This is a genomic window from Bacillus sp. FS02 (genome assembly GCF_024398395.1).
Lineage (GTDB): Bacteria > Bacillota > Bacilli > Bacillales > Bacillaceae > Bacillus > Bacillus altitudinis.
This window is the reverse complement of the sequence record NZ_CP074101.1, coordinates 3,455,556-3,479,868: the sequence shown is the minus strand read 5'-3', so window position 1 is coordinate 3,479,868 and position 24,313 is coordinate 3,455,556. Positions and strand designations below refer to the sequence as shown.

General features: G+C 41.2%; 25 protein-coding genes and 1 pseudogene. 5 read left to right on the top strand and 21 right to left on the bottom strand.

Translation table 11 applies throughout. The annotated features are described in order from the left end of the window. Positions 1-12: 12 nt before the first annotated feature. Together KFQ09_RS17895 and rnz are read right to left on the bottom strand one after the other, a co-directional pair. Entirely contained in the window at positions 13-1,320 is a 1,308-nt protein-coding gene (locus KFQ09_RS17895; RefSeq protein ID WP_035702826.1) for an aspartate aminotransferase type Ic, read from the bottom strand. A gap of 139 nt (positions 1,321-1,459) precedes the next feature. Then, positions 1,460-2,389 (bottom strand): ribonuclease Z, encoded by a 930-nt coding sequence (gene rnz, locus KFQ09_RS17890; protein WP_035702824.1) that lies wholly within the window; start codon positions 2,387-2,389, stop codon positions 1,460-1,462. A 222-nt stretch (positions 2,390-2,611) separates the two neighbouring features. On the opposite strand from rnz, the gene zwf reads away from it, so the two are divergent. Continuing rightward, complete coding sequence (zwf, locus tag KFQ09_RS17885) at positions 2,612-4,087, top strand: glucose-6-phosphate dehydrogenase (RefSeq protein ID WP_008342269.1); 1,476 nt, start codon at positions 2,612-2,614, stop codon at positions 4,085-4,087. Positions 4,088-4,135: 48 nt separating this feature from the next. Here zwf and KFQ09_RS17880 read toward each other — a convergent pair whose 3' ends face one another. The 5 genes from KFQ09_RS17880 to KFQ09_RS17860 all read right to left on the bottom strand — a co-directional run bounded on the left by KFQ09_RS17880 (position 4,136) and on the right by KFQ09_RS17860 (position 8,443). Further along, positions 4,136-4,858, bottom strand: a complete 723-nt coding sequence (locus tag KFQ09_RS17880) for a GntR family transcriptional regulator (protein WP_017357941.1) — start codon at positions 4,856-4,858, stop codon at positions 4,136-4,138. A gap of 175 nt (positions 4,859-5,033) precedes the next feature. After that, positions 5,034-6,440 carry a glycoside hydrolase family 1 protein gene (locus KFQ09_RS17875; protein WP_255835861.1) on the bottom strand — a complete coding sequence of 469 codons (1,407 nt, stop codon included), beginning with the start codon at positions 6,438-6,440 and terminating at the stop codon, positions 5,034-5,036. Beyond that, positions 6,424-7,770 (bottom strand): PTS cellobiose transporter subunit IIC, encoded by a 1,347-nt coding sequence (gene celB / locus KFQ09_RS17870; protein ID WP_007501108.1) that lies wholly within the window; start codon positions 7,768-7,770, stop codon positions 6,424-6,426. The genes KFQ09_RS17875 and celB overlap by 17 nt, the downstream gene beginning before the upstream one ends. 25 nt (positions 7,771-7,795) lie before the next feature. Next, positions 7,796-8,128, bottom strand: a complete 333-nt coding sequence (locus KFQ09_RS17865; protein ID WP_017357943.1) for a PTS sugar transporter subunit IIA — start codon at positions 8,126-8,128, stop codon at positions 7,796-7,798. A gap of 3 nt (positions 8,129-8,131) precedes the next feature. Beyond that, entirely contained in the window at positions 8,132-8,443 is a 312-nt protein-coding gene (locus tag KFQ09_RS17860) for a PTS sugar transporter subunit IIB (protein WP_008342261.1), read from the bottom strand. Positions 8,444-8,880: 437 nt separating this feature from the next. Here KFQ09_RS17860 and KFQ09_RS17855 point away from each other — a divergent pair, with 437 nt between their 5' ends. Then, the gene (locus KFQ09_RS17855; protein ID WP_255835860.1) at positions 8,881-9,879 is read left to right on the top strand and encodes a hypothetical protein; all 999 of its coding nucleotides are present in this window, start codon (positions 8,881-8,883) and stop codon (positions 9,877-9,879) included. Between the two features lie 119 nt (positions 9,880-9,998). On the opposite strand, the pseudogene KFQ09_RS17850 reads toward KFQ09_RS17855, so the two are convergent. From KFQ09_RS17850 to KFQ09_RS17835, 4 genes and pseudogenes are all read right to left on the bottom strand, one after another. Continuing rightward, positions 9,999-10,783: pseudogene (locus KFQ09_RS17850) on the bottom strand (SDR family oxidoreductase). A 14-nt stretch (positions 10,784-10,797) separates the two neighbouring features. Further along, positions 10,798-11,643, bottom strand: a complete 846-nt coding sequence (locus tag KFQ09_RS17845; RefSeq protein WP_024718904.1) for a GRP family sugar transporter — start codon at positions 11,641-11,643, stop codon at positions 10,798-10,800. 117 nt (positions 11,644-11,760) lie between these two features. After that, positions 11,761-13,170: an NADP-dependent phosphogluconate dehydrogenase gene (gene gndA / locus KFQ09_RS17840; RefSeq protein ID WP_017367561.1), complete on the bottom strand. Its 1,410-nt coding sequence runs from the start codon at positions 13,168-13,170 to the stop codon at positions 11,761-11,763. A 98-nt stretch (positions 13,171-13,268) separates the two neighbouring features. Then, positions 13,269-14,525: a DNA polymerase IV gene (locus tag KFQ09_RS17835; protein ID WP_007501120.1), complete on the bottom strand. Its 1,257-nt coding sequence runs from the start codon at positions 14,523-14,525 to the stop codon at positions 13,269-13,271. Between the two features lie 120 nt (positions 14,526-14,645). Between KFQ09_RS17835 and KFQ09_RS17830 the strand changes: the two genes are divergently transcribed. After that, complete coding sequence (locus tag KFQ09_RS17830; protein WP_008342247.1) at positions 14,646-14,927, top strand: hypothetical protein; 282 nt, start codon at positions 14,646-14,648, stop codon at positions 14,925-14,927. A gap of 25 nt (positions 14,928-14,952) precedes the next feature. Next, the gene (locus KFQ09_RS17825; protein ID WP_007501121.1) at positions 14,953-15,771 is read left to right on the top strand and encodes a membrane protein insertase YidC; all 819 of its coding nucleotides are present in this window, start codon (positions 14,953-14,955) and stop codon (positions 15,769-15,771) included. A gap of 126 nt (positions 15,772-15,897) precedes the next feature. Here KFQ09_RS17825 and KFQ09_RS17820 read toward each other — a convergent pair whose 3' ends face one another. From KFQ09_RS17820 to mce, 4 genes are read right to left on the bottom strand one after another with little or no spacing between them, the layout of a single operon-like run. Then, positions 15,898-16,362 carry a chemotaxis protein CheW gene (locus tag KFQ09_RS17820; RefSeq protein WP_008342245.1) on the bottom strand — a complete coding sequence of 155 codons (465 nt, stop codon included), beginning with the start codon at positions 16,360-16,362 and terminating at the stop codon, positions 15,898-15,900. 14 nt (positions 16,363-16,376) lie between these two features. Then, positions 16,377-17,498 (bottom strand): tripeptidase T, encoded by a 1,122-nt coding sequence (locus KFQ09_RS17815; RefSeq protein ID WP_255835859.1) that lies wholly within the window; start codon positions 17,496-17,498, stop codon positions 16,377-16,379. A 16-nt stretch (positions 17,499-17,514) separates the two neighbouring features. Beyond that, complete coding sequence (locus KFQ09_RS17810; RefSeq protein WP_255835858.1) at positions 17,515-18,978, bottom strand: acyl-CoA carboxylase subunit beta; 1,464 nt, start codon at positions 18,976-18,978, stop codon at positions 17,515-17,517. Continuing rightward, the gene (gene mce, locus KFQ09_RS17805) at positions 18,971-19,393 is read right to left on the bottom strand and encodes a methylmalonyl-CoA epimerase (protein ID WP_255835857.1); all 423 of its coding nucleotides are present in this window, start codon (positions 19,391-19,393) and stop codon (positions 18,971-18,973) included. The genes KFQ09_RS17810 and mce overlap by 8 nt, the downstream gene beginning before the upstream one ends. A gap of 101 nt (positions 19,394-19,494) precedes the next feature. On the opposite strand from mce, the gene prli42 reads away from it, so the two are divergent. After that, positions 19,495-19,587, top strand: a complete 93-nt coding sequence (gene prli42 / locus KFQ09_RS17800; protein ID WP_017357951.1) for a stressosome-associated protein Prli42 — start codon at positions 19,495-19,497, stop codon at positions 19,585-19,587. Between the two features lie 39 nt (positions 19,588-19,626). Here prli42 and KFQ09_RS17795 read toward each other — a convergent pair whose 3' ends face one another. The 6 genes from KFQ09_RS17795 to KFQ09_RS17770 form a co-directional block, all read right to left on the bottom strand. Then, entirely contained in the window at positions 19,627-20,136 is a 510-nt protein-coding gene (locus KFQ09_RS17795; protein ID WP_025207596.1) for a L,D-transpeptidase, read from the bottom strand. Between the two features lie 52 nt (positions 20,137-20,188). Continuing rightward, positions 20,189-21,142, bottom strand: a complete 954-nt coding sequence (locus KFQ09_RS17790; RefSeq protein ID WP_255835856.1) for an aromatic acid exporter family protein — start codon at positions 21,140-21,142, stop codon at positions 20,189-20,191. A 111-nt stretch (positions 21,143-21,253) separates the two neighbouring features. Then, the gene (locus KFQ09_RS17785) at positions 21,254-21,976 is read right to left on the bottom strand and encodes an arginine ABC transporter ATP-binding protein ArtM (RefSeq protein ID WP_058214162.1); all 723 of its coding nucleotides are present in this window, start codon (positions 21,974-21,976) and stop codon (positions 21,254-21,256) included. Continuing rightward, a complete protein-coding gene (locus tag KFQ09_RS17780) occupies positions 21,969-22,622 on the bottom strand; it encodes an arginine ABC transporter permease ArtQ (RefSeq protein ID WP_008342239.1) in 654 nt (217 codons plus the stop codon). Before KFQ09_RS17780 ends, KFQ09_RS17785 begins: the two co-directional genes overlap by 8 nt. A gap of 127 nt (positions 22,623-22,749) precedes the next feature. Then, positions 22,750-23,514 (bottom strand): transporter substrate-binding domain-containing protein, encoded by a 765-nt coding sequence (locus KFQ09_RS17775; RefSeq protein ID WP_017357953.1) that lies wholly within the window; start codon positions 23,512-23,514, stop codon positions 22,750-22,752. 196 nt (positions 23,515-23,710) lie between these two features. Beyond that, complete coding sequence (locus KFQ09_RS17770) at positions 23,711-24,148, bottom strand: BrxA/BrxB family bacilliredoxin (protein ID WP_007501138.1); 438 nt, start codon at positions 24,146-24,148, stop codon at positions 23,711-23,713. Positions 24,149-24,313: the final 165 nt, after the last annotated feature.

The following is a 24,313-nucleotide window of genomic DNA, read 5'->3' as shown; positions in this document are numbered from 1 at the left end:
GGAGTTTTTTCATTATACCGTTGGTGCTGATTGACTTTTCTCAGACAGCAGCTTTTCAATGCTGACAAGCTGAACGCATAACGTAAAGATGTCAATCGCCTGCTCTAGTTCTTCAAGCGTTGGGAACGTTGGCGCAATACGGATGTTACGATCAAGCGGGTCGTTTCCATAAGGATATGTCGCCCCTGCACCTGTTAGTGTCACACCGGCTTCTTTCGCTTTTTGCACAACAGCTTTTGCACAATGATCGAGTGTATTTAAGCTAATAAAATATCCGCCATTTGGTTTGTGCCACTCAGCGATGCCTGTTCCACCAAGCTTTTCATCAAGGATCGAAAGAACGAGGTCAAATTTCGGCTTAATAATCGCTGCATGCTTTTTCATATGTTCCTTCAATCCTTCTGGATTCTTGAAGAAACGAAGGTGTCTTAATTGATTGATTTTATCTGGCCCAATGGTTTGAACTGATAACTGTTTTTGAATAAAGCTGACGTTGTCCTGACTAGATGCCATCAGTGCAACACCCGAGCCTGGGAACGTAATTTTAGAAGTAGAGGCGAACATAAACACACGGTTTGCATGTCCTGCTTTGTCTACTGCTTGAAAAATATCTTTTAACGTATCAGGCGTATCTGTTAGATGGTGGACTGCATAGGCATCATCCCAAAAAATACGGAAGTCGTCTGCTTTTGTCTGCATGGAAGCAAGACGGTCGACAACCTCATCTGAATACGTAATGCCGTCAGGGTTGCTATATTTCGGTACACACCAAATCCCTTTGATGGCTTCATCTTCTGCAACCAATTTTTCTACCTGATCCATGTCAGGTCCATCCGACTTCATATCTACCGTAATCATCTCTATGTTAAAATGCTCACAAATGGCAAAATGACGATCATACCCTGGGCTTGGTGCTAGGAATTTTACCTTTGGAAGCTTGCCCCAAGGTGTTTTGCTGCCATATACGCCGTGAGTCATGGCACGGGCAATTGTGTCATGCATCATATTTAGGCTAGAATTACCGCCAATGATGATTTGTTCTGGCTTCAGATTGAGCACACTTGCAAAAAAATTCTTTGTTTCAGGAAGGCCTGTCAAGCCGCCATAGTTTCGCACATCTGTACCATCCTCAGCTGTCATTGCATCCTTTGATGTCACGACATCGAGCATGCCCATAGATAAATCGAGCTGTTTTGGTGAAGGTTTCCCTCTAGACATGTCTAAGTGTAAGTTTTTACTTTTGTACGTTTCATACTCTTTTTGTCGTGCTGCATATAGGTCATTTAATTCTGCTTCACTTAACGCTGTAAAACCGCTCATCTTTGATTGTGCCTCCCGTATTCTTCATAGTGTAATTCGTCATTTGTTTTTTCTTCACCATTTTACCACTACCTGAAAAAGAGCGTCATCATAAATATCAAAAAAATCACACAACTATTTTTGACGATTCATCCAATTTTTACAGGGTACGGTCAATAGGAAAAGAAAAGAAATCATGTGCAGCTTCAGTCAGCGGGAATATATCGCGGGCTTCTTTGAGTAATTGTTTCATTGACTCTTCCCCTTGGTACCGTGCACTAATATGAGTCAAAATCAGTCTTTTTGCGCCTGCTTCCTGCGCTGTTTTTGCTGCCTGTTCTGTCGTACTGTGATAATAATTATAGGCTAGTTCTGCATCTTCTTTCCCAAATGTTGCTTCATGGACTAACACATCCGCATTCTTGGCAAGCCTTGTTATATTCTCGCACAAACGGGTATCTCCTGAAAATGCAACGATTCTCCCTTTTTTAGGGGGTTCCAAATAATCGGTTCCATCAATCATTCTTCCATCTTCGAGTGTAACGGTTTCCCCATTTTTCAACTTCTGATACAAAGGTCCAGGTTTTACACCGATTTTTTTTAGGTCTTCGGCTTTTAGTGCACCGGGTACATCTTTTTCCACGACCCGATAACCGTAAGCTGGGATCCCATGAGACACTCGTTTTGCTTCTACTTGAAAGGTATCATCTTCAAAAACGATCCCTTCCTCTATTTCTATGATATGCAGCGGATAAGTCAAATGCGTTTGCGTCGCTGAAAGTGCCGCGTTTACAAAAGCTTTAATGCCGCTTGGACCATATATCGTCAATTTATCCTCTCCGCCTTGAAAGGACCTGCTGCCAAGCAGACCTGGGAGACCATATACATGATCACCGTGCATATGCGTGATAAAGATCTTCTCAATTTTTCTTGGTTTAATCGTTGTATGTAATATTTGATGCTGCGTCGCTTCTCCGCAATCAAAAAGCCACACGGCTTTTCTCTCTTCTAAAAGCTTCAGCGCAGTGCAAGTGACGTTTCTTGTTTTTGCAGGAATGCCTGCACCTGTTCCTAAAAAGAGCAGTTCCATTACGATTTCCTCCTACAGCCGGTATACAATCTCTTCATTCATATAGAATACATGAAGACAGGATAAATGTGAATTCAGCGGAATTTTTGAAAAAAGTCAAACTTGGGCAGAAAAAGTCGAATCAAATGTTTGCTTTACGAACAATGAACCTTTAAAATAAAGAAAATGTACATACATTCTCGGTTTTTACAACAATGCTACGAATAAAGTGAGGTACTTTTCGTGAATACAGAAACTAACTATCCAAAAGCAGTCATTGTCATTTTTGGCGCAACAGGAGACCTTGCAAAACGCAAGCTCTACCCTTCTATACATAGACTTTATCATAGCGGAAAGCTTGGAGATCAATTCGCCGTTGTAGGTGTTGGACGTCGTCCTTGGTCTCATGAAGACCTAAGAGCTGTGGTAAAAGAATCAGTCTCTTCTGATGATGCAGAAGCAAAAGCAGAGGAATTTATTTCTCATTTCTATTACCATGATTTTGATGTTTCAAGTCCCGCTTCCTATCAAGCACTGAACACACTTCTTTCTGGTCTTGAAGATACATACAGTATCCCGAATAACCGGATGTTCTATTTAGCGATGGCACCAGAATTCTTCGGAACCATTGCGAAGTTTTTAAAAAGCGAAGGCGTATCAGAAACGACTGGATGGTCTCGACTTGTTATTGAAAAACCGTTTGGTCATGACCTGCCTAGTGCCAAAACATTAAATGAAGAGATCCGAGATGCATTTACAGAGGATCAAATTTATCGTATTGACCACTACCTCGGTAAACAGATGGTGCAAAACATTGAGGTGATTCGTTTTGCGAATGCGATCTTTGAACCGCTTTGGACAAACCGCTATATTTCAAACATTCAAATCACATCGAGTGAATCATTAGGTGTCGAAGACCGGGCGAGATATTACGAGAGTTCTGGTGCACTGAGAGATATGGTCCAAAACCATATGCTTCAAATGGTTGCACTACTAGCCATGGAGCCGCCGATTAAGCTCAATACAGAGGAAATCCGTAGCGAAAAACGGAAAGCATTGCGTGCGCTTCGTCCTTTCTCGAAAGATGAAGTGGATCAATTCTTTGTCCGCGGACAGTATGATGCAGGAACGATTGATGGCAATATGGTTCCTTCCTATCTTGAAGAGCAAAATGTGGACCCAAACTCCAACACAGAAACATTCGTTGCAGGAAAACTTCTCATCGATAACTTTAGATGGGCCGGGGTACCATTTTACATTCGTACAGGAAAACGTCTAGAAAAGAAATCCACTCAAATCGTGGTGCAATTTAAAGACATTCCGATGAACCTGTACTACGGAAACGGGAATTCCATGCATCCAAACTTACTTGTGATTCACATTCAGCCAGACGAAGGCATCACCCTTCACCTGAATGCTCGCAAGCTTGATGGCGGAACGTATGCTAAACCAATTAAGCTTGACTATCAAACAAATTACAACGACATCATGAATACACCAGAAGCGTATGAAAAGCTAATTCATGACTGTTTGCTAGGTGACGCAACAAACTTTGCCCACTGGGATGAAGTGGCACTGTCTTGGAACTTTGTTGATCCAATTTCAGAAAAATGGGCTGAAACCAAAACGTTAAAACCAAATTATCCTGCTGGTTCTATGGGACCAAAAGAAGCAGATCAGCTTCTTGAAAAAGATGGATATCACTGGTGGAATATATAAAATAACAAAAAAGAGCAGTCTCCCGATTGAGGGGGTTCTGCTCTTTTTTTAAAGTCGTGTTTTCGTAATTTCAACCGTTGAAAAATCAAATTTATCATAGCGATGATGGCTAAAGGAATATTCAAACGGCCGACCTGTGTTTAAATAAGCCACCTGCTCCACTTCTAGCACTGGATCCGTAGGGTCACAGCCTAAATATTGCTGATCAAGCTGATCTGATTTAGCCGCTCTAATTTTTTTGTGCGCTCCTGCCACTTTTAAATGAAGTGTGTTTGTAATGTAGCTATAGATAGACCCCAATAAAACCTCTTCATCTATTCCCTTAATGACATTGACAGGCATAAAGGTTTTTTCTAATACATATGGCTCTTCTTCCACCAAACGGAGCCGAATAATGTCATAGACGGGTGTGCTTGAGTCAATGGATAAATGAGCTGCCACCTCTTCACTTGGAAAATGCACATCAAAGCGAATGATTTGGCTCGTCACGTTTTTATCTGCCATCACTTTCGTGAACCCTTTATTTTCATGACCTGATACGTTGATCGCACCTTGATTTAGCGCTGCCTTCACAATAAATGTGCCATGACCTCTTTTTCTAAAGAGCAGACCTTCCGCCACTAAAAGATCGAGCGCACGCTTCATCGTCATTCTGCTGCATTTAAATTCAGCGGCAAGCGAGTTTTCATCTGGAATGGGTTGATCTTCTGGATAATATGCTGTTCCTATTCTTTTTCTAATTTCTTCTGAAATGAGTTCGTACTTTGTCATCTCACACCACCAACTGACTTGTTTTTTCATATCCTATTATAGCGCTTTCTAGCCTTCCTCTCATTCTACACTAAGCCTAGTGCGCTTAAAAGGTTCGAGCCACTTTCATTTCAACCCTTTCATCTTTACATAAGAAAAATACTTGCCCTTTTCAAGGAAAGAGCAAGTATCTTGATTAGAAACCATTATTCTCTGAAACCGATTGAAACCAATAGCCACTTTTTTTGATGGTACGTTTCCCGTCTTCCTCAAGGTCCACTGAGACAAATCCATAGCGATTTTTATAGGCATTCGACCATGACCAATTATCCATAAACGTCCACAGATGATAGCCTTTTACATGACTTCCTTCTTGAATGGCTTGATGCACCCATTTAAGATGCTCAGAAATAAAATCAATGCGGTAATCGTCATGAATCATTCCTTCTTCATCCTGAAACCGCTCTTCTCCTTCGACACCCATTCCATTTTCAGAAATAAAGCATTCAATATTCCCATAGTCTGTCTGGACTTTTTTCAATATATCGTAAATACCCTTTTCATAGATTTCCCAGCCGCGGTACACATTCATTTTTCTGCCCGGCATTTCAAAAGAATCGAAATAATGGTCTGGCATAAATGGTGCATCAGGGTGAGGCATATGTTCCTTTGCTTTCACTCTTCTTGGCTGATAATAGTTGATGCCGAGAAGGTCGATCGTGTTCTCTTGAATGAGTTCAAGGTCTCCTTCCTCCATAGCCGGCATCAATCCTTCTTTCTTTAACACGTCAACTAGCTTTTCAGGGAAATGTCCTTTCACAGCTGGATCTAGGAAGGACCGGTTAAAGAAGGCGTCAGCCATCTCAGCTGCTTCGACATCCCGCGGATTCTGGCTTCGCGGATACGAAGGAGTAAGGTTCAGGATAATGCCTATTTTCCCCTCCTGCTTCATCTCTTTATAAGCCGCAATGGCCTTAGCATTTGATAAAATCTCATGAAATCCAACTTGCACTGCCTTTTGGAAATCAACTTCGTTTGGATAATGGAAGCTATACATATATCCACCCTCTACAGGAACAATCGGCTCATTATGGGTAAACCATTTTTTCACCCGGTCGCCAAATAGCTGAAAACACAATGTCGCATAGCTGACATAATCGTCTACGACCTGCCTGTTTACCCATCCTCCCGTCTCCTGAAGCGCCATTGGCATATCAAAATGATACAAGTTCACAAACGGTTCAATGTCACTCGCTATCAGTTCATTGATCACATCATTATAAAAAGCCACAGCTTCTTCATTAACAGCCCCTTTTCCCTCAGGTAAAAGGCGTGACCATGAAATAGATAGACGAAACGAGTTGTGCCCAATCTCCTTCATGAGGCGGATATCCTCTTTGTATTTACGATAAAATTGCGAGGTTACACCTGGACCGACGCCCTGAAAAAAACGATTCGGCTCTTTTTCAAACCAGTGATCCCAAATGTTTGGTCCCTTTCCATCTCCTGGATAACTGCCTTCTGTTTGCGTAGCAGAGGCAGAAGATCCCCACCAGAAACCTTCTGGAAATGTATATGATTGACTGTTAGTTTCCATCGACATGTATTGAGTCTCCTTCACCTTTGATGTTTGTTTGTTTCGTTTTTTCTGTCGTGACTATTTTTTCATTTTTCACATTCATACGATCAATAAATTTTAGGAACGGGAACCAAATGACAAACACAATCATTAAATTAAACAGCTGAAGCAGACCGCCCGCTAATGAATTTGTTGCCATGACTCCGCTAATAAAGATCGGTACTGTCCATGGAATATTCACGCCTGTCGGAGGCGGCACAATACCTGCGGCCATCGCAAAATAAGAAATACAAGTAATCACCATTGGTGCCAAAATCCATGGAATGAGAATAAGCGGGTTCATCACAATCGGTAAACCGAAGATAATGGGTTCATTGACGTTAAATAAACCTGGTCCTAAGCCGAGCTTTGCTACTTGTTTCAATTGCTTACTTTTAAGAAAAATTAAAATCGTAAACACAACAGCTAGCGTCATACCGGTTCCACCCATACCCACTGTATAGATTTCGATAAACTGCTTGCTGATGATGTTCGGAACCTCACCTGTTTTTGTGTAGCTTTCTAGATTTTGAATGGACAATGTATTCCAAATCGGGTCCATGACAGAGTTGATAATAATTTGGCCGTGGAGCCCAAAGAACCAAAGAATTTGTATAAAGAAAATAGCGATCAAGGTCGGAATGATACCGCTTCCAAGTCCGACAAGCGGCGCCTGAATCGCATTGTAAATCAAGTCATGCATGTTGGTTTTGAACCCTTGTGTAATGATGATATTGATCAGTAAAAAGGTTGTGAGTGTCAAAGTAGCCGGGATGAGTGCAGCAAAAGACTTAGAAACAGCTGGCGGAACCCCTTGCGGCATATTGATGACAAATTTCTTTTGGACAAAATAGCGATAAATTTCAGCAGACAAAAAGCCTGTGATCATTCCAAGGAACATTCCCTTTGCGCCCAAACGATCGACTGGGATGACGCCTGCAATGGATGCACCGCCCTCTTGTTCTAGTAAAAATGGCGTAAGGAGCAGAAAAGAGGCTAAAGCGATCACACCGCCAAAGACAGCTTCCACATCATAGCTTTTCGATAAATAGTAGCCAATCCCAAATACAACAAACACACTCATAATGCTGATGGTCGCACTAGGTGCAATATTCAGTGCAGACTGAACACCTTCCAGTGCTGTTTGACTCATGATCTTATCTAAAAATGGCAGATTCATTAATACGACCATGATGGAACCAAAAATCGTTAATGGGAACGCAAGCATAAAGGCATCCCTTAATACCCCTAGATAGCGATTGTTGTTCAATCTCCCAGCAATCGGAACCAAAATCGCACTTATTTTATCAAACATTGGTTTCCCCCCTTGTTTACACCCTTTATTGTTTCAGTGATTGCAATATCGGTAAGAGCTCTCCCACAAGCTCTTTTATCGTCATCGTTGACATGAAATGATCTTCGGCATGCATGAGCAGCAAGGAGAATGAAATCGTTTCTCCGCTTGCCTCTTGCTGTACCATTTGAAAATGGATATCATGTGCATTCCGCAAATCATCTTCCGCTTCTTTGAGAAGGTCAGATGCTACTGTTTCATGACCTTCTCTAAATTGTTTAAGAGATTGAAGCAATTTGCTTCGTGCATTTCCGCTGTGTAAGATCAATTGAAAACTGATTTGTTCTTCCGTGAGTCCTTCGAGTGTTTTCTTTTCCATCCTTTAAGATTCCCCCATCAATGAAACCGCTTGTTCATACGCTTTTTGTCCATCTGCTAGCCCATACGCCTGCATATCAATGACCTCTACTTCAATCCCATATTTTTGAGCTTCTTTTTGAAGATCCCCTTTTAAAAAGCTCATTTGCGGTCCAATTAATACAACATCGGCATGTGCCATTTCTTTTCTCGCTTGGTCTTGTCCGACTGCCCAAATCTCTGCTTCTTCCCCTATAGACTCAGCATGTGCCTTCATCTTTGTGACTAGTAAACTCGTAGACATACCTGAACTGCATGCTAATAAAATACGTTTCATTTCTCTCACCCCATTGTTGTAATAAAAGCGCTTCCAGTTAATATTATATATTTTTATTTTTAAATGTCTAGACATTTAATTATATATGTCTGTATTTTATTTTAAAAATGACCGTACCAATACTCACAACAAGCTTTCAGAACAAAAAAGATCTCATCCAGATATGAACGAGACCCCTTTTCTTTTAAAAAATACTCTCCGAATGAACCATAAAGTAGCTTCTTCTTCAGAAGACAGTCTTTGAGAACTTTGTTAAAATAAGTGCGAATGACTTAGCTCATTCAAAAACTCAATTTTTCATCCCATAAATCATGAGAAGTAACTGCCCAGAGATGGAAACAGTTTCTATTCCCACTCAATTTGATGGATAGGTAAACGTCTTTTGCTGCTACTTTTCGAATCTATTCATATCTTTTCAATCAAAAGGAGTGGATATCATGGCAGTCACTCATTTGTGTGAAGCCTGTAAAAGAAACGAGATTGATGTTGTAAAAATTTCTGATGAACCAGCTCAGCCTTATCGATTATGCAATGATTGTCACAGGCGGCTCTTAACCTATTCTTTACGGCCAATTGAATGGTATCACTTAGCGATCATCCACTCTCCAAAGAAATTTTTATTGCACGATGATTTTTATGAAGAAGACGGAGAGGCTTGTCAGCCAGAAGAAGATGTATTGGTCACAGCAGAAGAGAAAATACCCACATTACAAGCGGTTCAACATGATTTGGAGTCTTTATTAGATTTCTCAATCACAAGATGGTTTCTTCAATACGATGTCATCAATGCCCTGAAAAAACACGATACACAAAAAATGTTGATGTCTGTAAAAGCTAGATTTTATGGAACGGAAAATCATGAAGTCAAATCAAGAATGCTGGAGATCGCAGCTGATGTTTTAGGTACTGCAGCTTCGGATTGGGTAAGAGAGCTTTGGGAGAATGATGCCGATAAATTTTTTCATCCGCTTTCTTGGGCAGCAACCAGTTGTTTACCAGCCGAGGAAGGAATGAGACGTATTTTTGATCAATTGACATGTGTAAGTGAAAAGGAATTGCCAATGATGGCTCTCTCCAGCCTATATCGTTTCCGTTCACATCACATACTTGATTGGATGGAGTCTCATTGCTCCTCTTTTAACGACAGTTGGGGCAGGTTGGCATCAGCATGCTTTCCAACATGGCTCAGAATGAAATCTTGGCTAAACAAAGGAAGACCTTTCAGTTTAATTGCACTCGATACAATGGCGAACTGTCTAGCAGTTAAAAACGATCCATTTATCGAGGAGTTATCTCCTAAAATACTTCGTACAGATATCAATGAAATAGAACCCATTTTATATGATTATCTTCAAAAAGATGGCGTTCCTAGTGTCAAAACGAAAGTAGGCATCATCGTGAAGAACAAAGAAGCCATATTTGAAAAAGGCGAATAAATGGATAAAAGCGTGTGCAATGTTTATGCTCACGCTTTTCACTAGCATGACAACATACTAGATCATAATTTGATGTTGTGTTATCCTCTGAGCCCAGCCCGTAATCAACATATGCACGATTATCCTTTTCCTGCTTGGAATCCCGGGTACTTGGTCATACCGCCGTCTACATATAACGTCAACCCTGTCACATAGCTCGCTTCTTTTGATGCAAGCCAGACAGCACATGCTGCCACTTCTTCAGGCTTTCCGATATAGCCAATTGGTATCAGCTCAATGACGCCCTTTTTCAATGCTGGATCATCAAATTTTTCGGCATTGATCGGGGTATCAATTGCGCCTGGTGCAATGCTGTTTACACGAATTTTTTTAGGGGCATATTCTAGTGCCAGCGTTTCCGTCAAAAGCTTGGCGCCTCCTTTACTTGCTGCATAATGGACAAAATGAGGCCACGGAATTTGCTGGTGGACCGACGACATATTAATAATCGACCCCTCGATCCCATGTTCTGTCATATACTTTAATGCATCACGGCAGCCTAAAAACATACCTGTTAAATTGGTAGACATCACTTTGTTCCAATTATCTAGCGTCATTTCTGTTGAAGGAACTTCATTTTCAATTCCTGCATTATTAATCATGACATCAAGACTGCCATATGTATTTACAGCTTGATCAATCATCGCCTTCATATCCTCTTCTTTTGATACATCCCTTGAATTTTGACAGCCTGTCCGCCACTTTTTTGAATCTCAGCAATCGTGTCGTCCGGGTTTTCTTTATCTGAGAAATAATTGATCACTACATTGGCTTTTTCTTGTCCAAACCGGCGCGCCATCGCCTGACCTATCCCTGTACCTGCTCCTGTGATGAGAACTGTTTTTCCTTCCAAATCTGGATACATTCGCTTAAAACCTCCTATTTTGTAAAACCTAGTAGCACACCACCTGCGATAATCATCAAGCAGCCTGCAATGACAAAGCTTGTTTTAGATGCTTTCTCTTTTAATAAATAAATACCGCCTAAAGTCGAAATGACAATTCCTGTTTGAGACATGGAAAAACTTACTGCTACGCCAATGAGTGGAATCGCCAAAAGAAGCCCTAGATTTCCTGTCGACCACACAAGACCAGCAATGATATTTCTGAACGTATATTTGCTAAACGGGTCTTGCTTTAGACTAATCGCTAACGATGAAAGCAGCATGCCGACAGATTGCGGAACGAGCGCAGACCAACCATCTATATGAAACCATCTTAAAATGACGACATATCCGACGTAGCCTACGGTTGAGATGAGCAAAATGATGATTCCCTTTTTAAAATTGCCGCCCTCGTTTCCGCCACTCTTTTTTTGACCGAGGGATGTCATGACAACGCCAGCAATAATAAATAAAATGGCACAAGAACCAATAAGTATGACCGTCATGGTCTGCCATTCTTTGAAGACAATGACACCAAATAATGTCGTGCTCACAAGCTGCATACCCGTTGATAAAGGAACAGCCTTTGACACCCCTAGAAAGGCGACACTTGAAAGCTGATTCATTTGCCCAATACTCCAAAAGATCCCAGAGATAACGGAAACCGCAAAAATAAGCGGTGTCAGTTCCGGCATTTTGATCAAATAGGCGCCGATTGAAAACAAAAAAGCGCCAAGGGTAATGCCGAGTGTTTGCTGATAGGCATTCCCGCCAAGTTTGACACTGATGAGAACAATACTTCCCCAAAATATCGCTGGGAGAAGTGCATATAAAATGCCCACTTCTATCCCTACTTTCTGTTCTTTTTTACTTAGCATCCCTCTTTTTCGGATTTTTAGCCGAATAGATGTAAACACAAAAAAGACCTTACCAAGGTAAGGTCTTTTGAGGTTTTATACTTATTTCATCCATTCAGTATGGAAGACGCCTTCTTTATCTGTGCGCTCATACGTATGTGCGCCGAAGTAGTCACGCTGTGCTTGAATTAAGTTAGCTGGAAGGACAGCTGTACGATAGCTATCAAAGTAAGCAAGTGCACTTGAGAATGAAGGAACAGGAACACCTTGTTCTACTGCAAGTGAAATCACTTTACGAAGTGATGATTGATAGCTTTCTACGATATCCTTGAAGTAAGGATCAAGCAATAGGTTTTTCAATTCAGGGTTACGGTCATATGCTTCTTTGATTTGCTGCAGGAAGGCTGCACGAATGATACATCCACCACGGAAGATCATCGCAATTTCACCGTATTTTAAATCCCAGTTATACTCTTCAGACGCTGCTTTCATTTGCGCAAAACCTTGTGCATATGAGCAGATTTTACTCATGAAGAGAGCTTTTCTAACAGCTTCGATTAATGCTTGTTTATCTTCAGCTGATTGAGTTGGCTCAGGCCCTTGAATTAATTGACTTGCTTCCACACGCTCATCTTTCATCGCAGAAATAAAACGTGCGAAAACAGATTCCGTAATGATTGGAAGCGGGACACCTAAATCAAGTGAGCTTTGGCTTGTCCATTTTCCAGTTCCTTTTTGGCCGGCTTTATCTAAGATGACATCTACTAGTGGCTGGTTCGTTTCCTCATCCACTTTTGTGAAAATGTCAGCTGTAATTTCAATTAAATAGCTGTCAAGCTCGCCTTTATTCCACTCTGAGAATACTTCATGAAGCTCCTCTGCTGATAATCCAGCGACATGCTTCAAGATAAAATATGATTCAGAGATCAATTGCATGTCTCCGTACTCGATACCGTTATGAACCATTTTGACATAATGTCCTGCTCCATCTGGACCGATATACGTTGTACAAGGCTCACCATCTACTTTCGCAGAGATGGCTTCTAAAATTGGTTTCACTAGCTCGTGCGCTTCTTTTTGACCGCCAGGCATGATAGAAGGACCTTTAAGTGCGCCTTCTTCACCGCCAGAAACACCTGTACCAATGAAGTGAATACCACTTTCCGCAAGCTCTTGGTTACGTCTTTGAGTATCCTTGTAATATGTATTTCCACCATCAATTAAAATGTCACCTTTCTCTAGGTGAGGAAGTAATGATTGAATGGTTGCATCTGTTGCTGCACCCGCTTTTACCATTAAAAGAATTTTACGCGGCGTTTCAAGCGATTGAACAAATTCTTCAATGCTGTATGTGCCTACAACGTTTTTCCCTTGTGATTCTTGAAGAAACTCTTCTGTTTTGCTGCTAGATCTGTTATAAACGGACACGGAGAAACCGCGGCTTTCAATATTTAGGGCAAGGTTTTTCCCCATAACGGCTAGTCCAACGACACCGATTTGTTGTTTTGACATAATTCTGACGTCCCTTCTAACACACTATATTGATTACTGCTGAAATGATGTACCCTTTGAAATTACCACAACATCACCTCTTTTATCAAGTTTTCAGGCTAGTCATTTCCTCTTTCGTCCTGAAAAAAGTCTTTATTAAAACTTGTACCACTTGTTTTGCTCTCTTTTTCCTTAATGGTCACCCCTCTTTGAATGAGTGGTTTACCGTATTTTTCTTTCAGTCCGTCTAAAAGAGATTGGAGCGGTTCGTCTTTTGCATCTTCTGTATAAGAGAATAAATCAAGCTGCTTGACGGCTGATTTTCGTTCCACAAGATCGGTCCCCGTCACACCTAAAAGTCTTACTGGCTGGTCATTCCAATGCTTTAGGAATAGCTGCTTTGCCGCCTCAAATAGATCTTCCTTTCGATCAGTTGGATTCGTGAGTGTGACGCTCCGTGTGATATTTTTCCAGCTTGCATACCGAATCATAATGAGCAGCCGGTTCGCCATCACTTCTTTTCTTCGTAATCTGGCACTCACCGATTGCGACAGTTTTTCTATTAATGAGACGAGTTCATCTGTATCATCAGAATCGTGAGGAAGAGTGGAAGAATTGCCGACAGATTTAAATTCGTATATTCTTTCTGGGTCGACAATGCCGTCATGCTCTCCGTTTGCTTTTTGCTTTAACCTCGGTCCATTGATGCCTAATAACTCTTTCAGCGCATATTCATTCGCTTTTGCTAAATCTTCAATAGTATGAATTCCGATGGTTTTCAGCTTATCTGCCGTTTTCTGTCCAACCCCATGCATGTCACCTGCAGGGAGCGGCCAGAGCATTGTCGGGACATCTCGTTTACGCAAAATGGTAATGCCCATTGGCTTTTTCCAATTAGACGCCATCTTCGCTAGAAATTTATTCGGTGCAATGCCAATACTCGATGGAAGCATGAGCTCTTCTACGAGCCTCGTTTGAATATCATGAGCGGTTTTTACGGCATGCTCAGCATAAGGTGTATCGGTTAAATCAATATAGCCTTCATCAATTGAAACGGGTTCAACTAAGTCACTATATTCTCTTAGTATGGTAAACATTTCTTGTGAGGAGCTGCGGTACCGGTCGAAGTTGGGTGTACGCACAATCAGTCCCGGACATAGCCGCTTCGCTTCCCAAAGTGGCATCGGCGGCTTCACCCCGAGTGCTCTTGCCTCGTAGCTGCAGGTTACAACTATGCCTTTGCGCTCTTTTGCATTTCCGCTAATGGCTAAAGGTTTCCCTCTCAAAGAAGGATCATACGCCATTTCTACCGATGCATAAAAACTATTCATATCAATATGAAAAATGATTCGCCCCTTCTTTTGAGAATCAGCCATTTGCTTGCCTCCTTAGGTGATCTACTTTCCTTCACTTCACCGTGATTTCACCTGTTTGTTCTATTAGACATTTCATATGGTGTATAGTACACTGTGAGTAATGAAATGGATGTGATAATCATGATTATTGATACATTCAATGAAGTCTTTTTCCTTGTTGAATTCTTTACGATTATTCTTCCAGCGCTGACCGCCATCGGTATTGCTTTCTTATTAAAAGACTGCCGAATGAACGAGCACCTCGGAGGACATCGTTTAGAAGAGTTGGACGCATCTTGTTTGAATCGAACAGACTTTCTGTTTATCATATATGATCGCATTACAACTTGGATTAGTAAAGTCATTCGAATGAAAAGATCATCAAATGATGATGAAGACCATTCGCTTCCTCTCTCTTATTAGATTTTATTATTGAGGAGGAAACGAATTGAAACGTTTATTGACTATTTGTACGACTTTATTTTTGATGATGGTAGCGTCACCGGCATTTGCTGCGAGTGCGCAAACAAATACAAGCTCTGATGGGTTTTTCCATCATTATTTTGTTCAGCCTTTTTCTGAGTTGATTATCTGGCTTGCGAACTTTTTCCATGATGACTACGGTTTATCCATTATGTTCGTGACATTGATTGTCCGGCTGCTTATTTTCCCGCTTTTTGCAAACCAATTTAAAAAGCAGAGAGTGATGCAAGAGAAAATGGCACTCGTTAAACCTCAGATTGACCAAATACAAAGCAAATTGAAAAAAACGAAAGAACCTGAAAAACAAAAAGAACTGCAAATGGAAATGATGAAAGTATATAAAGACAACAATGTGAACCCGCTGGCAATGGGCTGTCTGCCGATGCTGATTCAAATCCCAATTGTTCTTGGCTTTTACTCGGCAATTCGCTCAACACCTGAGATCGCAACGCATTCGTTCTTATGGTTTAACTTAGGACAAACTGATCTTTTGGTGGCAATCTTTGCAGGGGCCATGTATTTCTTGCAATTTTATGTCACACAAAAATTCGCAAAGCAATCAGGCACCCAAACAGAAGCTGCACTGAAACAAGCAAAAATCATGGGCATGATTTTCCCAGTCATGATGCTGTTTCTATCAATTAATGCTCCCGCTGCTCTTCCTTTATATTGGATGACAAGTGGACTTTTACTCACCATTCAAACGATTATTTTAAATGTGATGTACCAAAAATCAAAAACAAAAGCTGCGGCAAACGATTCAATTAACCCAGCAGCTGAATAAATTATAGCCCCCTTACCTAAACATGATAAGGGGGCTATATTTGTCTTCTGTAGAGCGCAACAAATAAAAGATTCGTGAGCTCCGGCACGCAAAATGACCCCTTATCCATGGATAAGGGGCCTTTGTTTATGCCAATTCCTCTTTCAATCGCTCAGGCAATTGATCAAGATCCTCAATTTTCCCTAGAAACTTATTAGGGTCCACTTGTAAAATCATCTTGTTCTCTCTCTCAACGACGCCGAAGAAATATTCAGATGCTTTTGTGTTCATATGAAATGGCTTGATCTCACTTAGCTCGATATCAATGATATCTTTTGCATCAGAAACAAGGCAGCCAATCATTTGATCGTTTAATTCAAATAGTAGAACCTTAGACTGTTCGGTTACATCCAGAGGTTTTCCGTGCAGCATGACACCTGTGTCACTGACTGGAATGACCTCTCCTCTTAACGACATGAGTCCTTTAATCTCTTTTGGAAGGTTCGATACTTCTTGTAAATAAGGGACCTTCTCAATCGAGCGTATATGCTCTACGCTGATACCAAAATCCTCTTGTCCCACTTGGAAAATAATGATCTTTTGCGTGCTCACAGAGTCTCCTGCCTTTACGATGGATTTGTCGTTTCTTCGATAATGGCGAGAACCATTTCAGCTGTCTTGACTAATTCTTCAATCGGCATTTTCTCATTTTTCGTATGAATATCTTCATATCCAACAGCTAGGTTGACGGTCGGGATGCCGTTTCCAGCAATGACGTTTGCATCACTGCCTCCCCCGCTTGTCTGTAGTTCTGAAGGACGGCCAATTTTCGCAGCCGCTTTTTTCGCCACTTCAACGACTTGATCGCCGTGTGAGAATTTAAAGCCTGGATACATGATGTCAATTTGTACATCGGCACTTCCGCCCATTTCTTTAGCGGTTTTTTCAAAGGCTTCTTTCATTTTCGCTACTTGCGCTTCCATTTTTGCCGGTTCTAAAGAACGTGCCTCTGCCAAAATATCCACTTGATCACAGACAATATTCGTTTGTGTTCCGCCTTCAAAGCGGCCGATATTCGCCGTTGTTTCTTCATCAATACGGCCAAGCGGCATGCTGGCGATCGCTTTTGATGCAATCGTAATCGCAGAGACGCCTTTTTCAGGTGCCACACCTGCGTGAGCTGTTTTTCCGTAAATGGTTGCGCGTACTTTCGCCTGTGTTGGCGCAGCCACGATAATGGTACCGACCTTGCCATCTGAATCAAGGGCATAACCATATTTTGCTGTCATCAGTTTCGGATCTAACGCTTTTGCTCCTACAAGTCCTGATTCTTCACCAGCTGTAATGACAAATTCAATCTTGCCATGCGGTACATTTTTCTCTTTTAGGACACGGATCGCTTCAAACATTGCAGCAAGCCCTGTTTTATCGTCAGCACCAAGAATGGTTGTGCCATCTGTCTTGACATAGCCGTCTTCAATGACTGGCTTAACACCATTACCTGGTACAACTGTATCCATATGAGAAGTAAAATAAATCGTATCTGCCTCTTGATTCCCTTCAAGTGTGCAAATAAGATTGCCTGCTCCGTGGCCGGTTGTCTCTTTTGAATCATCTTCAACTACAATAAGCCCTAAACCAGTAAATTTCTCTTTTAGGACTTCAACAATTTTTTCTTCATGTTTCGTTTCTGAATCGATTTGAACAAGTTCTAAAAATTCGTCTAATAAGCGTTTCTCATTGATCATGATGATGTTCCTCCTCTTATAGCGGCATGTTTCCATGCTTTTTTAACGGTCTATCTTCTTCCTTACTGCGAAGCAGGTCAAATGAGCGAATGAGCCGTTCTCTCGTTTCATCTGGCATTAAAATATCGTCGATTAATCCTAATTGTGCTGCCTTCATGACACTAGGTTCATTGTCCACCTCACGCAAAGCAGGATGAACAATTTCGTCTGCAAACGATTTTCCCATGACATCAATTTCTGCCTCTGGCCATGCATATACAAAGTCAGCACCTAATCCCTTACTATTCATCGCAACGTATGCACCGCCAAATGCCTTTCGCAAAATCACAGTGATCTTTGGAACGGTCGCCTCAGCGTACGCATACAGAAGCTTTGCGCCGTGGCGGATAATGCCTGCATGCTCAGCTTTCTCCCCTGGCAAAAAACCAGGAACGTCCACAAGGGTTAAAATGGGAATATGAAATGCATCGCAAAATCGAATAAACCGAGCCGCTTTATCAGCAGCATTGAGGTCAAGGCTTCCTGCCAGCACCTTAGGCTGATTGGCTACAAGACCAATGGAAGACCCTTGTAATCTGGCAAAACCTGTGACGATATTTTTGGAGAAACAACGCTGCGTTTCAAAAAATGAGCCGTGGTCGGTGATCGCTGTCACCACTTGTTTGACATCATAAGTACGTGATGGCTCCTTTGGCAAGATGTTCCCAAGATCGCTCGCATCATGCTTTTGCACCTTACGATGAATGACAGGCCGTCGTTTCGTTGGTATGTACGTTAAAAGCGTTCGAACTGCTTTTAACACGTCTTTCTCATCTTTCCCTGTATAGTGCACATTCCCACTTGTTTGATGCTGAACTGCTGCACCTCCAAGCCGGTCAGGACAGACCGTCTCTCCTGTTGCTTTTTCTATCACTTTCGGTCCAGTTAAAAACATATGAGCTGTTTGCTCCGTCATGAATACAAAATCCGTCAGTGCAGGTGAATAAACTGCACCTCCCGCACAGGAGCCTAAAATAACGGATATTTGTGGAATTTGACCAGAGTACAGCACATTCCGTTTAAAAATCTGACCGTATCCCTCTAATGATACCACACCCTCCTGAATTCTCGCACCACCTGAGTCTTTTAGACCGATAACAGGCATTTGATTTTTAGCAGCCAAATCCATTAAAGCCGCTATCTTTTTCGCATGCATGTCCCCTAGTGAACCCCCGTACACGGTCGCATCTTGTGCATATACGCCTACTTGTCTCCCATGAATCAGTCCCGTCCCAGTGACAACGCCATCCCCTAAATGTTCTGAGCGGCAGCCTTTAGCGAATGACTGAATTTCCATAAAGCTTCCTTCATCAAGAAGTTCATGAAGCCGCTGCCGAACAGTCAGCTTTCCTTTGTTTCGGTGAGCCGCTACTCGTTTTTCACCACCGCCCCTTAAAGCTTTCTCGCGCCATTCAGTCAAGTCATTGAACGATTCATGCATCTTCCTGTTTCTCTCCTTTCAAAGGCTCACACAATTCAATTAGCACACCTGACGTTTCTTTTGGTGAAATAAACGCAATGCGCTTTCCGTTCGCACCATTTTGTGCGCCCTTTTGAATGAGCTGCATGCCGAGCTCGTCAAGTTGACTGAGATCAGCCTGAATGTCACCTGACTTTAATGCAATATGATGAAGCCCCTCTCCTCTTTTTGTTAAGAAGGTATGTAATGTGCTGTGATTTGATATCGGTTCAATCAACTCAATGTGCAGATCACCTAGGGAAGCAAAAGATACTTTGACCCCTTGATTCGGAAGTACTTCTATGTCTGAAAATTCCCAGTTAAACAGCCTAGAGAACGTACGTGCTGTTTTTTGAATAGAAAAAACGGCAATGGCAATATGATCGATTTGATTCATCCGTTCACTTCCTTTGTACATCACTTGTCGCCTGCGTAAAAACGAGCTAGAATAAAGAAAGGTGCGCTCGTCGCAAAAACATTTGATTATAGGGGTGCGATATGTCTCAGAAATTCATGAAATTTATGGTATTGCTCATGATTAGCTTACTGTTAATTTCTTCACTTTTAGCAGGAGCGGCAGCCTTTTTATAAAGTGTTGATAAAAAAGCAGACAAGCAGGTGATTCGTTTTTTAACGAATGGCCTGTTTGTCTTTGGCCAGTTTTTCAAATGCATCGCTTGATTTCGTGATCCATACTTTTGTACCAACTGGAAGCTGATCAAATAGCCGTTCTACATCTTGATTATGAAGACGTACACAGCCTGCCGTAATAAATTTCCCTATCGATGTCTCATCACTTGTTCCATGAATTCCATAGATTCTCCCGTCGGTTCCTCGCGCATCAAATCCAATCCACCTTCGGCCGAGTGGGTTATTCTTTGCGCCGCCTTCAATATTTTTTCTTCTGTAATAAGGATCTTTCGCTTTGATCATAATTGTAAATTCACCTTCTGGCGTTAAATCAGCTGTTTTGCCAGTAGAAGCCGGGTAGACTTTTTGAATTTTCCCATGATCAATATACGCAAGCTCGTTCGTTTGTTTATTAATAATGACATACGGGTCTCCTGGAAGCGGGTTTTGCCCGAGCGGCCAGATGGGTGAAAGGGACATGGTCAGCACAGTATAAAATAAAAGACGCATAGGCTCCTCCTTTTTCATTAGATTGACCAATGAAGGAGGAACTCATGCGTCTTTATTCTTTCATCCCTTTAAAATAACTTTTCAGCACCAAATATTGTTCCATTTCCCCGAGAAAATGAAAGAGTGCGGCTCTAGCTTCAAATTCTTCACGTGTTTGCGGAAGCGGCAGTGCATCAAACTCTTCTTTCATATCAATCAGGCGTCTTAAGAACTTATGCGCCGTGTTCCCTGGGTGAATATGTTCTCGTAAATCTCTAATATATTCTGCAATGATTTGCCCATGCTCCGTTGTAACAGAAATGGACGTAATTTTCGGAAGCACCCGCTCAATGATTTCAAATTGCTTTTGTCTCATGTTGAAATAATGATAATACAGATTTTCATGTCTTAAGACATGGTTTTCAACATCACGGTATGCAAGAGCTTTCGCTTCTTTAATCAATTGATGCGTCTCTGGTATTTCTTTTCCTGTCCAGTCTTGTTTTCCGGTCATTAAATATTGCTCGATTTCTTCAAAGATTTTCGCAAAATTCGCTTCAATCTGTTCACTGTATTGTTTCAGCTTTTTATCAACGCTAGGCATATACAGGTTCATAATGAGTGCGACCCCTACACCAATGGTGATGAGTAAAAGCTCATTCAAGATGAGATGAAGCGTAATGCCTCCAGACATATACAAATGAAGGATAATCACTGAACTTGTGACAATCCCTTCTTTAATCCGAAGCAAGACCGTTGTTGGAATAAAGACGAGCAGCATCAGTCCAATGACGAAAGGATGATACCCAATCAGATCAAAAAACAAATAAGAAAATAAGATGGCAAGACTGCATGCGGCAAAGCGGGCCCCAGATGCGAGGAGTGACCTTTTTTTCGTCACCTGAATACATAGGATCGTAATAATGCCGGCAGCTGAATAGTTTTGCAGACCGAGCATTTGTGCAATGTAAATGGCTAGAGCTGTTCCTAATGCTGTTTTCAGCGTTCGGTAGCCGATTTTAAACATGATGTGATTCACTCTTTTCTGTCTACTTTTGTGAAATGATGAACTTTTTTTACTTTCCCCATTATAATCAAAAAAAGAAGGAGATGTTAAGTCTCCTCCTCGTTTTTTTCATTATAATATTTTTTGTAAGAAATCTTGAGCACGCTGTGAAGACGGAGATTCAAAGAATTCTACAGGATTGGCATCCTCTACAATTTTCCCATCATCCATAAAGATCACACGGTCTGCCACTTCTTTTGCAAAGCCCATTTCATGTGTGACGATCATCAGCGTCATCCCAGATTGAGCGAGCTCTTTCATGACCTCTAATACTTCCTTTACCATTTCTGGATCAAGAGCAGACGTCGGCTCGTCAAAAAGCATGATATCTGGTGTCATTGCAAGAGCACGTGCAATGGCGACACGCTGCTTTTGACCACCTGACAGCCGGTTCGGATAATCATTTTTTTTCTCTAAAAGTCCTACCTTTTTTAAAAGATCCTCTGCCTGCTTGATGCTGTCTTCCTTCGATTGGTTCTTTACATTCATTGGCGCATACGTAATATTTTCTAGCACTGTTTTGTGCGGGAATAAGTGAAAATGTTGAAACACCATACCAATATTTTCGCGCACTTTTAGTGCATTTGTTTTTGGATTGGTAATTTCCGTCCCCTGAATCGTAATCACTCCAGAAGTCGGTTTTTCAAGTAAGTTAATACAGCGAAGAAATGTTGATTTTCCTGAACCAGACGGCCCGATGACAGCTACCACTTCGCCTTCTTTAATCGTGGTATCAATCCCTTTCAACACTTCATTTTTACCGAAAGATTTTGTGAGTTTCTCTATTTTAATCATTTGATTTTAACTTCCTTTCCACCGATTTGCCGACGAAGGTAAGAATAAGCACGATGACATAATAGATGAGACCCGCAAAAATAAGCGGTTCAAGATAGTTATAGGTGACGGCACCTGCTTGATAGGCTCGTCTCATGACATCGCCAAGTCCAATGACTGTGACAATCGCTGATTCTTTTGTCAGTGTAATCGTTTCGTTCACAAGTGCTGGTGAAATATTTTTGAATGCTTGCGGAAGCAATAAGTCCTTCATCATTTTAGCATACGGGATACCTAAAGCAACGGCCGCTTCTTTTTGCCCTTTATCAATGGCATTGATTCCTGCACGAATGATCTCAGAAACGTACGCCGCCGAGTTTAGTGAAAAGGCGGCTACAGCTGCCCAGTATTGATCAATTTGAAAGCCGAGCAGCTGGGGAAGACCAAAATAAATAATCAAAAGCTGAAGCACAAGCGGTGTGCCTCGGAAGATTGACGTATAAAAATCGGCTAGCCAGATAAGCGGCTTAAATACACTAATTTTACAGAGCGTTAATAAGATTCCTAAAATAAAACCAAGGAACAATGATACCACAACAATAGAAAGCGTTACTTTAAGACCTTCTAAAATAAAGGGCATCTGAGGTATTACATCTTTAAAATCCATCATGATATTCTCCTTTTTTTCCTTCAGATAAAATCAAAGAATAAAACAGGAAAAAAGTTCAACACATGTTGAACTTTTCAGCGCTTTCTACTTGATTTTCATGAATGACGCTGATCCTTTTCCTGACTTACTTTTCATCAGCAAACCATTTTTTAATGAGTTTATCAAGTTCGCCATTATCCTTCATTTCTTTTAATGATTTATTGAATTTCGCTGTTAAGTCGCTATTTTTTTTGAATGCAATGGCTGAACCTTCGTTTGAGCTATTCAATCCAAACGCTTGGAAATCTTTTTCCTTTTTCAAGTAGCCAGCCGCTACTTTATCTTCAATAATGGCTGCATCAAAACGGCCTGCCTTAATTTCTTGAATGATATCAGAGATTTTATTACGATCTTCGACCGTTAAGTTATATTTCTTTTGCAATCCATTTGCTTCATCTTGCTGGATAGAACCTAATTGAACGCCAACCGTTTTGTCTTTTAAATCTTTCTCTGTTTTCATACCGCTAGATTTTTTTGATACAACCAAGTTTTCAGCATTGTAGTAAACATCTGAGAAATCAACTTGTTTTTTACGCTTTTCAGTAGGTGTCATACCTGCAAGCACAATATCAGCTTTATTTGTTTTAAGAGCTGACACGAGGCTTGCAAAGTCCATATCTTGAATTTCTAGCTTGTAGCCGTTCTTTTTCGCTAGAGCTGTAGCAAGGTCGACATCAAAACCGATAATTTTATCACCATCTTTTGATTCAAATGGCGGATAATCTGCTGAAGTCGCCATAATGAGTGTTTTGTCGTCTCCTGATGCGTTTGAATTATTAGAAGAAGTTCCGCATGCTGCTAATGCAGCTGCAAGACCAGCTGTCATAAGTAATAATAACCACTTTTTCATATGATAATGCCTCCTAGTATTTAAAATCATGAGTAGATTTGAATATTTATTCACTATAATGTATTTTAAACACTTTCTTTTTGATATGCAATAGTATTTTGCTAAAATTATTTTGATTCGTATGTCATATAAAACAAAAAAACAGACCGATCAAAAGACCGGACTGCCTCTAAATGATTCATTCAAAAGTAACATGTTACACTTCTTCGCAATACTCATCGAAAGCGGCTTGAAGTTTTGACACCACTTCCATCGGTTCATGTCCTTCGATTTCGTGACGTTCGACCATTTTAATGATCTTCCCGTCTTTTAATAGAGCAAATGATGGTGAAGATGGCGGGAAGCCTTCAAAGTATTCACGTGCTCTTGCGGTTGCTTCTTTGTCCTGTCCAGCAAACACTGTGAGCAATTGATCTGGACGCTTATCGTAATGAACAGAATAACCAGCCGCTGGTCTTGCAATACCGCCTGCACAGCCGCACACTGAATTCACCATAACAAGTGTCGTTCCTTTTTTCGTTAGCGCTTCATCAACTTCTTCAGCTGTTGTCAGCTCCGTATAGCCTGCCTGTTTAATTTCTTCTCGTGCTTGTTTCACGATATCATTCATAAATAAATTAAAATCAATATTCATAACCGTCCACTCCTTCTACGTACCAAACCATTTTAACTACATCATATCAAGGAAAACGCCGGCGGGCAAATGTCTTGTTTCGTCCCCTTCACTTTTTTCAAACGTCGTTTATGACCTGTGGAATTGGGGAAAAGTGATAATAAAGTGATGAAAGGGAGAACTGCG